The 11805-nt window shown below is 66.6% G+C and carries 10 protein-coding genes; 2 read left to right on the plus strand and 8 right to left on the minus strand.

What is annotated here, in order from left to right; all coding sequences use genetic code 11:
* Positions 1 to 9 precede the first annotated feature (9 nt).
* Positions 10 to 1674, minus strand: a complete 1665-nt coding sequence (locus K8O92_29835; GenBank protein UAK31892.1) for a fatty acyl-AMP ligase — start codon at positions 1672 to 1674, stop codon at positions 10 to 12.
* A gap of 282 nt (positions 1675 to 1956) precedes the next feature.
* Here K8O92_29835 and K8O92_29840 point away from each other — a divergent pair, with 282 nt between their 5' ends.
* Both K8O92_29840 and K8O92_29845 read left to right on the plus strand, forming a co-directional pair.
* Complete coding sequence (locus K8O92_29840; GenBank protein ID UAK31893.1) at positions 1957 to 2454, plus strand: MarR family winged helix-turn-helix transcriptional regulator; 498 nt, start codon at positions 1957 to 1959, stop codon at positions 2452 to 2454.
* 37 nt (positions 2455 to 2491) lie between these two features.
* Entirely contained in the window at positions 2492 to 4096 is a 1605-nt protein-coding gene (locus K8O92_29845; GenBank protein UAK36022.1) for an MFS transporter, read from the plus strand.
* A 70-nt stretch (positions 4097 to 4166) separates the two neighbouring features.
* Here the strand turns inward: K8O92_29845 and K8O92_29850 are convergent, their stop codons facing one another.
* From K8O92_29850 to K8O92_29880, 7 genes are all read right to left on the minus strand, one after another.
* Entirely contained in the window at positions 4167 to 4517 is a 351-nt protein-coding gene (locus tag K8O92_29850) for a hypothetical protein (protein ID UAK31894.1), read from the minus strand.
* Between the two features lie 69 nt (positions 4518 to 4586).
* Positions 4587 to 4997, minus strand: a complete 411-nt coding sequence (locus K8O92_29855) for an NYN domain-containing protein (GenBank protein ID UAK31895.1) — start codon at positions 4995 to 4997, stop codon at positions 4587 to 4589.
* Between the two features lie 63 nt (positions 4998 to 5060).
* Positions 5061 to 6716: a S8 family serine peptidase gene (locus K8O92_29860; GenBank protein ID UAK31896.1), complete on the minus strand. Its 1656-nt coding sequence runs from the start codon at positions 6714 to 6716 to the stop codon at positions 5061 to 5063.
* A 270-nt stretch (positions 6717 to 6986) separates the two neighbouring features.
* On the minus strand, positions 6987 to 7928 hold the full coding sequence (locus tag K8O92_29865) for a helix-turn-helix domain-containing protein (protein ID UAK31897.1): 942 nt from the start codon (positions 7926 to 7928) through the stop codon (positions 6987 to 6989).
* Positions 7929 to 7937: 9 nt separating this feature from the next.
* Positions 7938 to 9734, minus strand: coding sequence for a tryptophan 7-halogenase (locus tag K8O92_29870; GenBank protein UAK31898.1), 1797 nt, complete (start codon positions 9732 to 9734; stop codon positions 7938 to 7940).
* 27 nt (positions 9735 to 9761) lie between these two features.
* On the minus strand, positions 9762 to 10565 hold the full coding sequence (locus K8O92_29875) for a TauD/TfdA family dioxygenase (protein ID UAK31899.1): 804 nt from the start codon (positions 10563 to 10565) through the stop codon (positions 9762 to 9764).
* A gap of 25 nt (positions 10566 to 10590) precedes the next feature.
* A complete protein-coding gene (locus tag K8O92_29880; GenBank protein UAK31900.1) occupies positions 10591 to 11616 on the minus strand; it encodes an isocyanide synthase family protein in 1026 nt (341 codons plus the stop codon).
* Between the last annotated feature and the right edge of the window lie 189 nt (positions 11617 to 11805).

Below are 11805 nucleotides of genomic sequence, written 5' to 3' on the forward strand. Positions count from 1 at the left end.
ATGGGTGGATCAAGCGGTCAGAGTTCGGGTCAGCGCCGGTTCGAGATCCTCGTGCAGGACACCCTCGACACGATGTGCGAGCAGCGAGTCCCGCATCGCGGCGCGCTGGACCTTCCCGCTGGTCGTGCGCTGAACGGCCCGGGGCTCGACGAGCACCACGTTCGGCGCCGATACGTCGAATCCGCGGGCGACGGCGATCTTGATCGCCGAGGTCAGCTCGGCCAGTGTCGTGGCGCCTTGCCGCGCCGTCTTGACGCCCTGCACCACGACGAGTCGTTCCCGGCCGCCCGTGTCGACGGAGACTGCGACACCGGCGGCGCCGAGCGCCGGATGCAACCCGCGCACGAGTTCTTCGATGTCCTGCGGGTACAGGTTGCGGCCGTTGACGATCAGCAGATCCTTGTGGCGCCCTGCGACGAACAGCTCGTCCTCGTGCAGCAGACCGAGATCTCCGGTGCGCAGGAATGGGCCCTCGGCATCGAGGTACGCACCGAATGTCTCGCGCGACTCGTCGGGGCGGTTCCAGTAACCCGCGGCGACGCTCGGGCCCGCGATCCAGATCTCTCCGACCGTGTCGTCCGGAACCTGCCGTCGCGTGTCCGGGTCGACGATGCGGATGTCCAGACCGGGGGCCGCTCGTCCGCAGCCGACGAGCCGGGCTTCGCGACCCACGTCGAGGTAGACCGGCGCCGCGTCGATGGATCCGCCGCTGGCCAGCAACGTCACCTCGGCCAGCCCATAGGCGGGAAGCAACGCCGTGGGTCGCAGACCGGCGGGCGCGAATCGCCGCGACACGGCCGCGATGGTTCGTTCACGGACCGGCTCGGCGCCGCTCAGGGCGATCTCGACGCTGCTCAGATCGAGTTCCGCCAACTGTTCGTCGGTCACCCTGCGGACGATCAGGTCATAGGCGAAGTTCGGTGCGGCGGTGAAGGTCGCGCGGTATTCGCCGATGGCGCGCAGCCAGCGCACCGGATGCTTCAGAAAACTCGTCGGCGCCATGAAAACCAGGTCCGCCCCGACGTACAGAGACCCGAGCAGCGTGCCGATCAGGCCCATGTCGTGGAAGTGCGGGATCCAGCTGACGCCGATCGAGGCATCGCTCAACCCGGCCGAGGCGATGGCGGCTTCGTTGTGCATCAGGTTGCCGTGCGTGACGACGACACCCTTGGGGTCGCCGGTCGACCCCGACGTGTACTGGAGGAAGGCGATCGTCTCGGGGCCGATGTCGGGCATGCGCCAGTGGTCGGGGTCGCCGAGCGGGCGGTCGGTGGCGACGACGGCCGCGCTGGTCGCGGTCTCGAGCAGCGGCTGGACGTCGCCGGTCGTGAGAACCAGCTCGGCGCCGGAATCCGCGACGATGCCCGCTACGCGGCGGGCGCTGCCCTCGTCGTGCGGCAGGGGCGCGGGGACCGCGATCACGCCCGCGTACAGGCAGCCGAGAAACGCGCGCAGGAACGCCAGCCCGTCGTGATAGAGCAGCACGACGGGCTGCGCCGATTCCGGGCGGTCGGTCAGCCAGACTGCGACAGCCCTGGCGTCGCGGTCGAGTTCGAGGTAGGTCGATACCTCCTCGCTCAACTCCCGCCCGACCTCGTGCAGGTAGGTGAACGACCTGTTCACACCGTAGGTAGAAGTTTGCTGCCTTACGTGGTGAACGAAACTCGGCTGCATCTCGTAGTTCCTCGATAGCGATCGACATCAGGTTCAGCTACTACTGTCCGCCGTGTACATCCCCATAACCAGTGACCTCAGGGAGCATCCAGCAACCCCCGGGGGTGGACGAATAGCCACCCTTGGGTTCGTGGTCGCGGCCCCAAGAGGCCGATAGCCGCGCATCTCTGTCATCACCCACCCCCGCAGCCTTCGACGCGGGCGGCGCCGTCCACTAGTTGCTTAGGTCAAGCAACTACTATATATTTGCGTAGCGCAAGTAACTAGTGGTCTGGAGTAGACATGGCAGTCTCGCCCGATACGGCCCAGAGCCTGATTCGAGAGCTCTACCTGATGGGCCGGGCCATCCGTATCGCGCTCGCACACCCGGAAGAAGGGCAATTGCTTCCGGGCGGCATCGGGGTACTGGGCGCCCTCGAATCCAAAGGCTCGAGTCGGCAAGGGGACCTCGCCGCGGACTTGTGCATCAGTCCCAGCGCATTGAGCAGGCACATCACCGAACTCGTCGGCGCCGACTACATCAGCAGGCACGCCGATCCCACCGACGGCCGGGCCACCCTGGTCCGGGTGACCGACGAGGGGCGCGATCTGCTGCACCGCGTGCGGGCATCGCGGGCCCGGGGATTGCAGAACGTCCTGGCCGACTGGAGTGAAGACGACGCCGAGCAGGCCTGCCTCGCCGTCCAGAAGCTCCGCGGCGCACTGACCACGCACGCCCACAGCACCCCCGTCGGCGCTCACCAGCCGGTTTCGAAAGAAAGTCAGGAAGTGGATGTCTAGTTCAGTCGAGGCGGTGACGCGACGCGACCCGTACGCGATGACCCACCGTGAAGTCTTGGAGGCGATGACCGGGCTGCTCGCGGCGTTGTTCACGGCGCTGCTCAGCACGACGATCGTCGCCACCGCGCTGCCCACCATCATCGGCGATCTACAGGGGTCGCAGACCGCCTACGCCTGGGTCATCACCGCGGCGCTGCTGGCGAACGCGGCCTCCACGCCGATCTGGGGCAAATTCGCCGACCTGTTCAACAAGAAGCTGCTTGTCCAATCCGCCATCGTCATTTTCGTGGTCGGCTCGGTCATCGCGGGCTTCGCAGGCGATGTCGCCCTGCTGCTGGTCGCGCGCGTCGTTCAGGGCGTCGGCATGGGCGGGTTGACCGCGCTCGCCGTCGCGATCATCGGCTCCATCGTCGCGCCGCGCGAACGCGGGCGATACTCCGGCTACATGGGCGCCGTCATGGCGGTTTCGATGTCCGGTGGGCCCATCCTCGGCGGCGTCATCGTCGACAGCCCGCTGGGCTGGCGCTGGTGTTTCTTCGTGTGCGTGCCGCTGGCGGTGATCGCACTGGCGCTCTTGCAGCGGACCCTGCGGCTGCCTACCGAGCGCAAGGACGGGGTGTCGATCGACTGGCTCGGCGCCGCTGCGCTGACCGGCGGCGTGTCCGTGCTGCTCATCTGGGTGTCGTTCGCCGGAAAAGCCGGTTACTACGACTGGGTGTCGCGGGAGTCGGCGCTCTACGTGACCGCCGGCGTGCTGCTGCTGATCGCGACCGTGTGGGTCGAGTCCCGCGCCGAGTCGCCGATCATCCCCTTGCCGATCGTCACCGAACGCACCACGGGCCTGGCGATCATCGCCTCGATCGCGGTCGGCGTCGGCATGTTCGGCGCGACCACCTTCCTAGGCCAGTACTTCCAGACCGCGCGCGGCTACTCCCCCACCGCCGCGGGCGTGCTGACCATCCCGCTCGTCGCGGGCATGCTGATCGCCTCGATCGGCTCCGGACAGCTGATCACCCGGCGCGGAAAGTGGAAGGCTTTCGTGGTCGCCGGAGCCGCGCTGCTGGTGGCCGGGTTCACGCTGCTCTCGACGATCGACCACGCGACGAGCCTGTGGCTGGTCGGCGGATACATCACCGTCGTCGGACTCGGCGTCGGCATGATGATGCAGAACCTCGTCCTGGCCGTGCAGAACACGGTGAGCGTGCACGACATCGGCGCCGCGTCCAGCAGTGTCGCCTTCTTCCGCACTTTCGGTGGCGCGATCGGTGTCTCGGTGCTGGGTTCCGTGCTGGCCACCCGGGTCGGTGAACTGTCCGCGGAGGGATTCGGCAGGCTCGGTATCCGGACCGAGTCCTCCGGCGGCGGCAACCTGGATATCGGCGCACTTCCCGCGCCCATCGCGACCATCGTGCGCGCCTCCTACGGCGACGCGACCGGGCGGATTTTCCTCATCGCCGCGGCCGCGACGGTGGTCGCGCTCATCGCGGCCGCGCTGCTGCCGAACCGCCCGCTGCGCCGCACCATCGACATCGATCCGGCAGTGGACCCGATGCAGTCCGACGCTCGCACCACCACTCGGCAGGCGGGTTCGGGGAGTCCCGCGCAGCAGGCTGACGCCGGACAACCGGCTCTGCTCAACTGAGCCGCCGATCCACGGGCGGCCGGCGAAGCTCCGCGGCTCTGCGCCCGCCTGCTGCGCGCGCGACGGCGAATCAGCGTGGCGGCCGCTCCACGGAGCGCAGGTCCACGGTCGTCGCGGAGGTGAGGGCAACGGCCAAGCAACGCAGTTCCCCCGGAATCAGCACCGATCGGATCGCCCCCTGGAAACACTCCAGCATCGCGCCGTCGCACCACCGCACGTCGTAGCGGTACCAGCACCGGCACGCGCCCCCGGCGCGCTGGATGTCGCGCTCGACCCGGACGGCCAGTTCGGTGAGCGCGGCGCGCACCTGGCTCGGCTCGCCGGTGCTCGCGATCTTCCACCACGGCCGGTTGAAATAGCCTGGTTCGGAGATCTCGACCAGGTAGAGCAATGGCATCCCCACGGCGTCGGAGGCGGTCATACCGCTCAGACTGCCCCAAACCGGACTGGACGTATGGGTGAAACGCCGGGCTTCCGACCGTCGCCCGGGTCACGATTCGATGTAGTCCAACAGCCAGGTCGGACCGACCACCTCCGCCCCCAGCGCCGCGACGCGCTCGCGCAGTTCCCGGTCCGCCGTCACCACCGTGATGGGACGGCTGCCGTCGTTCGCGCGCGCCGCGGCGACCGCGCCGACGATCGCGTCATCGCCCGAACCGTCCGCCCGCACCACGCGCAAGCCGGCGAGGTCCCGATCCGTCGCCCGGTCGACCGCGGCCTTCGCCGCCCCCTCGAGCACCACGATCACCTCGGTGGGATTCGTCATCCGCTCCGGCAGCATGGCCACTTTCCCGAGTAAGCGACGAGCAGCGCCGGCCCGGTCGCGCCACCAACCGTCGGGCCGCGAACCGACGACATTGGCGGCATCCACGACGATCAGCCGAACACTGTCATCCGCCACTTGCTCAGTCTCCCCTACCCCGCGGTGGTACACCGCCACCTGCGAAGGGCGGCGTTCGGTGGGTCACCGTACCGGCAAGGGACTAGGGATCGCGGGCTCGGCCGCCCGCACTGCGGCGAGCGCGTTCACCCTGCCGTACCCGTACTTGTCGCTGTGCCCGTCGGCGTCGTAGCCGCCGCCCTGCGGATCGATCTTGTCGCAACTGCCCTTCAACAGGTCTTTCACCTCGGTCCACGTCAGATCCGGATTCACCGACAGCATCAGGGCCACCACCCCGGCGGCGCCCGGGCAAGCGCTGGAGGTGCCGCCGAAGTCGTTGGTGTAGTCGCCCGCCGCATCCCCCGACGCCGCCGTGCCGGGGTTGTAGCCGCGGGCGCCGTGCCGGTCCACCGTCCAGATTCCCGGCGTGCGGGGGTCGGGATGTCCGAAGGGCCGGTGCCCGAAGTCGCTGCTGGGGAACGCGCACCACACCGCTTTACCGAAATCGCTGTACACACTGCGTTTGCCGGTGTCGTTGCACGCCGCGACCGCGATCACTTTCGCGAAACCGGCATAGCCGTCGTTGTCGACGGATTCGTTGCCGTTGCCCGCTGCGAACAACACCACACAACCCTTGCCCGCACGTCCGGCGCCGACGGCGTGTTCGATCGCCAACCTGGTGCTCGCCGGTAGCGGCACCACCCGGTTGTGCACCGGATCGTTCGGCTCGAACCATTTCCCGTCGGCCGGCCCCCAGCTGCACGAGATGACGTCGGCGCCGTGATCGGCGGCCCACACGAAGGCGTCCGCCTCGGCCTGCGATCCGAGTCCGGAGGCGAGCCGGATGGGCATCAGCGCGGCCTGCGGCGCCACGCCCGACGCTGCGCCCGTGCCGTTGGCGCAGGCCACACCCGCGCATGCGGTGCCGTGGTTGTCACCGTTGTCGGGACCGGTGCCGAAGGTGTCCTTGGGACGCGGATCGCTGGTCTTCGACGTCACGTCCCGCGGTGCGACCACCTTACCGGCGCCCGCGAATTCGGGATGGTCGATATCGACACCGTCATCGATGACGGCGATCGTCACCCCGGCCCCACGGGTGTGGGCATGAGCGGCTTCCACTGCCGCGTGCGCGTCGATCGTGACACCGTCGATGGTGGTCTTCTTCAAATGCCATTGCTGAGGAGAGATCGCCTTCCTTGAACGGCGCCGGATCAACTCCGGGTGGCAATTCTCCACATCGTCGCGATCGAGCAGCGCGTTGGCGATATCGAAGACCCGCTGGCCGGTGCCCTCCGGCGCTGCCGTGAAGTAGGCGTTCCTCGCATACGAAACCCTCTGCTTCACAGTAAGATCCGCTGCGTCCAGCACGGCGAGACAATGCTCGTGCGCTACGCCGTCGACGAACTTCACGAAGATGTTCTCGGTGTAGAGCACCGGTTCCTCGGTGCCGGGGTCGACCAGGACGTGCCCGGCGAACCGCACCTCCGGCGCGGCTTCGAGCACCGGCTTGCGTTCTTCCACCGACCTCGACCCCGCGGGCAGCCGATATACCTCCACCCCGGCCTCCGGGTAGGCCTGCACCAGCGTCGCGTCATCGAGTTCGCCACTGAGCGGTGTGGGCACCGACCCCGATTTCCGCCGGATCCCGCGACCGCTGTGCGTGCGCACCACGATCAGATCGGGGCTCTGCTCGAGTTCGAAACCGGGATCTTCTCTCGTACCGAAATTCGCTGTGGGCACCGTGATCTCCTTCGCCATGGGGACCGAGCACCTGTGAACCTAGCTCCGGCCACCACGAAAATACCGAGTAGCGCGGTACTCGCCTTTCGGCAGGTTCGGACTCGGCACACTCGCTCGGCCGTCACGCCGCTTGCACCCGGCGACCGGACCTCGGTCGGGGACACCCGCCCACGGCGCGAGCAGCCGACGGGGATTCTCGCCGCGGATCCGTATTCTCCACGCGAATCCACGGCGAGAGCCGGCCTGCGCGCGGACGAGCCGCGCAATCGGTCAGCGGAAGGCCCGCCGGTACGCCTGAGGCGTCACACCCACGGTCTTGCGAAAGACCTTCCGGAAGGCGGCCACCGAAGAGAAACCCGTCTGGCCGGTGATGCATTCCATCGTGAGGATGGTCGTCTCGAGCAATACCTGGGCCTTTCGCACCCGGGCGGTCTGGAGCCACTCGTTCGGCGTCATCCGGACCTGCTCGTGGAAGCGCCGGATCAGCGTGCGCTTGCTGACTCCGGCTCGCTCCGCGAGATCGAGCACGGTGATCTTCTCACCGAGCATCGTCTCCGCCCACTCCAATGTGGGATTGATCGACTTGCTGTCCGCCTCCGAACGCGGACGTTCCGCGATGAACTGCGCTTGCCCCCCGTCGCGTGTCAGTGGCATCACCGAGAGCCGGGCGGTATCCGCCGCGACAGCGGTGCCGTAATCCTGCCGAACCATATGGAGGCACAGATCCAGTCCCGCCGCGGCGCCGGCCGAGGTCAGGATGCTCCCGTTGTCCACGTACAGCACCGTGGGGTCCACGCGGACCCGCGGATAGCTCCTCGACAATTCGGTAGCGGCCATCCAATGCGTCGTTGCCCGCCTGCCATCGAGCAGGCCGACCGAGGCGAGCGTGAACGCACCCAAGCAGATCGATGCGACCCTCGCGCCGCGCTCATGGGCACGCATCAATGCCCTTCTCAATCGCTCCGATGGCTGCGCCCGGTAACTCATCGCTCCTGGGACGACGACGGTTCCGGCCTCCTCCTCGAGGAATTCGATGTCACCGAGGCATGAGATCCCGAAGAACTTCGACGGAACGTCGGAGCGCACCCCGCATACCTCGACTCGGTATGCGGGCTCGCCATCCTCCTGTCGGGCACGGCCGAAGATTTCGATGGGCACCGAGAGATCGAACGGAATCACATCATCGACGGCCAGAACAGCCAATGACCTCATGTCCTCGACCTAAACGACTTGCTGGTCCGCTTCCGGCCCGGCAATCACCAACCCCGCTCGGATCAAGCGCTTCAAGGCCCGCCCCTGCAACACCGTCAACTGTGGCGCCAGCTCCGACCACCGGGCGGGGCCTCGGGTCAGCGTTTCCCATAGTTCCTTGCCGCCGTCCCGTTCCAGGCACCGCACCTCGATCTCGGGGTCCGCCGCGGAATAGATCCGGTGGCACGGCACGGTGTCGGCCAGTGGCGAAGGCGCGGCGTCACCGTTGGCGAGGAGGTCTCGCCAGTACGCGGCCAGCCCGTCACGCGCCTCCTGGGGGATCTCGAACGGCGGCGACATGCCTTTGAAGCCCGGTATGTCGGCTCCCATGCCCGAGCGGATCCGTGCGTCTTCCGACAGCGCCACGATGTCGCCCTGCGCCAGTTCGACCGCGTCCGCGGCGGTGAAAGCCCGCAGATAAGGTCCTTCGGTGGCGAGGTCACGCGGGTCACGGGTCCCCTTCGTCATGATGTTCAGCAGGTCGGGCACCAGCGCGGTGTTCAGCAGCGCCTGGAACGTCCCTTCGGTGGCGTTGTCGACCTCCACTCGCCGCCCTTGCGCGCTCCAGTACGGGCTGTCGGGATGCGAACGCGAGATCTCGTGGTACCACTGGTCGATGCTCAGCGCCCATGTCTCCGCCATCCCGCGCCACTCGACGTCGTAATCACGCCAGAGGTCTTGCTTGGCTTGCTCGTCCAACTCCTTGTCGAACGTCTTCCGCAGGACCAATGCGGCCGCCCAGGCTTGGGTGACGGCGAAGGACATCCCGGAAGAGAACAGGGGGTCGACGAAGTACGACGCGTCCCCGACCGCCATCCAGCGATCCGAGTACGAGCCGAAGCACTCGCTGATCCGGGAATAGTTGGTCGCCGTCAGCATCTCGGGACGAATCGGTTCGGCGTCCGCGACCAGGTCCTGCAGTACCGGGATCGACTTGATGGTCTTCAGGAAGATGTCCGGGTCACGCAGATCCACGCGGGCGATCGATTCCGGATTGGTGACGATACCGATCGACCACACGGTTTCCCGAGTGCCATCGACCAGACGAGGCGTCGGGATGTACCACACCCACCCGTGCTCGAAGGCCACCGCGTAGATCGGCGACAGATCCTCCGCCCGGAAGACGTTCCAGTCACCCGCAGCCCGTTGCGCCGGCACGCAGTTGCGGTAATGCGACCAGACGGCCACATTGCGGTACTCCGAAAGCCATTGCTTGTCCCGCTGCGAACCGCGGGCGGCCACCTGATTCGCCCGGCCGGACGCGTCGACGAAATACCCGGCCCTGACCTCGGTGCCGTCTTCCAGGACGACCGTGGCGTCCTTCGCACCGGGGAGGAACCGCACGATCCGCACTCCCTGGAAGACGTGCGCACCACAGGATTCGGCGTGATCGAGCAGAACGGTGTCGAATTCGGCGCGATTGACGTGAACCGACCATCGGTACACGCCGTCGACCAGGTAGTCCGAGTGCTCGAAGAAGCCCACGAACGGCCGCTGGGTGTCCCACTGGTAGATACCGCCGAACTTCTGGATCCAGCACTCGCTCGCGAGCACCTTCTCGAGAGCGCCGCTGGCTTGCAGGACGGGAACCAGTGGATGCGCTCCCGATTCCCCGATGTGCTCGCGGGGGAACACCTCGCGGTCGAAAATCGCCACGCGCAGGTCTGTTTCGCGGCACAACATCGCGGCGAGAGTGGACCCCGCGGGACCACCGCCCATGATGACGACGTCGTACTCGGTTGCTGGTCTGGAAACTTGTGGAGCCATTGACGTTCCTCTCCGATGGCTGATTGCTCAGATGATTTGAATGCGCTGAAGATGCCGCGAGACCGATCCGGTGAACGCATTCCTGCCGTGCAGCAGAGCGTGGTTCTCGACCACGACGATGTCGCCGGTCCGCCACTGGTGGGCATAGCAGTAGCGCGCGTCGTGCAGCCGCTCGCGCAGGTCCTCCATGACGCGCACCCCGTCCTCGGCCGAGATTCCCTCGACGGTCAAGAACAGCGGATTGGCGTAGCGCGCCGGATCCAGCGGCTCGGCGTATCGGATCGTCGTCTCGCCCGTGACGGGATGCGTTCCGAGCAGCGGCCATTCGGCCGAGCCACCGTAGTGCGCAAGTTTGTCGGTCCGGTATGTGATCGTGGTGCGAGCCCAGAGCTCCTTCAGATCTTCCGGCGCCTCCCGGTAGACCTGAACGCTGTCACAGAACACGGTCTCGCCGCCGGCGCCCTCTCCTCGCACGCACTGGAAGAGGAAGAACCGCGGTACGTGCTCGGCGAACGCCCCGTCCCAGTGGAACGGGACATCGTCCCGGTCGAAAAGGTAGTTGTCGGGAGTGTCCCGGACCACCAGATCGAGAATCGACCCGAAGTTCCACTGAAGGATCTCGCCGGCCGCGCGGCAGTAGTTCTCCAGTTCCGGTTTGCCGAGCAGGCCGAATCCGCGCAGCACGACCACTTTCTCGCTGAGCGTCGTTGCGAGCAGCTCCTCGATCGGCACGTCGGCGAGGGTCTGCCCCTCCGTCGCGGACGCCACGAGACGGCCGAACGGCCGAAGCCGCTGCCCTCCCAGCAGCAATTCGCTCGAACTTTTCATCATGACCTTATGACCTTCCTTACACTCGCTAGGAATCGGTTTGCGGCGTCCTGCCGAGGACGAAGTGACTGGGGCGACTGTTGCGCCATACCAAGCGAGCGCCCAATTCCTCGGCATGCATCCGCTTGACCAGCGTCTGGCTGGTTCCGTCGTCGAGCACCACGCCGTGCCACGGCGTCAGCCAGCTGTCCTGGGTCCGCAGGAGATGGAAACCGATCTTCTCGGAATGATTCGCCTGCGGATGAATCGACAGTCGCACCGCCTCGGTGAAGATCTCCGCCATCAGGCGGCTCCACGCTTGGCTGCGCTGCACCACTTCGTACGCCGTCTCCTTCGACCGGTTCCGCCGTTGGGTGGCGGACAGGTCGGGCAGCAGCACGGCATTGTCCTCGACCATGAAACGGTGGATTCCGTTGAACATTCGCCGTGCGGCAGGATCGGTGCGCACCGCTGCGCGTAGTGCGCCGATGCCGTCCGAGTACTCCGCCAGCAGACGCCGCCTGCGTTCGTCCCAGGTCATCTCGGGCATCGCGTCCCGCAATCCGTACAGGCCGATGGAGCCGCCGCCGGTCGACCGGATCATCCGGCGAAGCTCCGTACCGTAGTGATCGACGTGCACGTCCGGGATTCCGAGCGTGTCGCTGAAGACATGGCCGTCGGAACAGATGGTCACGATCGCGCCCGGCCGGTAGACCGACGAGATCTGGTCACAGAATCCCTGCAGCGACTCGATCGCCAGTGCCTCGGCCATGTCGGGCAGACGACCGAGCGTCTTGCGGCGGTTACGCGACTTCGCCGGGAACGCCGGAATGACGAAATGGACCGGCGTACCTGCCTCGATGTACCGGATCACCTTGGGCAGGTGCGGTGCGAAACACTCCGCGCACGGAGCCAGCTCACACACCGACTTCGGCTCGGCGCTTCGCCGGCGCGCGAAGACCATGCGAAGTATCTCGGTGGCAACCGATTCCGCGTCATGGTCGTGTCTGGAGTAGGACTGTTGTCGCCCGAGCTCGTGGAGACGCTCGGACCCGTTGTCGACAGTCGTATTCATTACTACCTTCCGAACATACGACACAGCGAGCGCACACAACCGGACCGCACGGCGCATTTCCGCGATTCACGCGGACCGGACCGTCGGTGAATTGTCTGCGATCAGAATGCCTGAGCGGGATTCGAAATCAGGAAGGAGAATCCGTTCGAAACCCCGTATATGCGAACCCTAAAAGTTCATAACCAGATG

Source organism: Nocardia asteroides (genome assembly GCA_019930625.1).
Taxonomy (GTDB): Bacteria; Actinomycetota; Actinomycetes; order Mycobacteriales; family Mycobacteriaceae; genus Nocardia; species Nocardia sputi.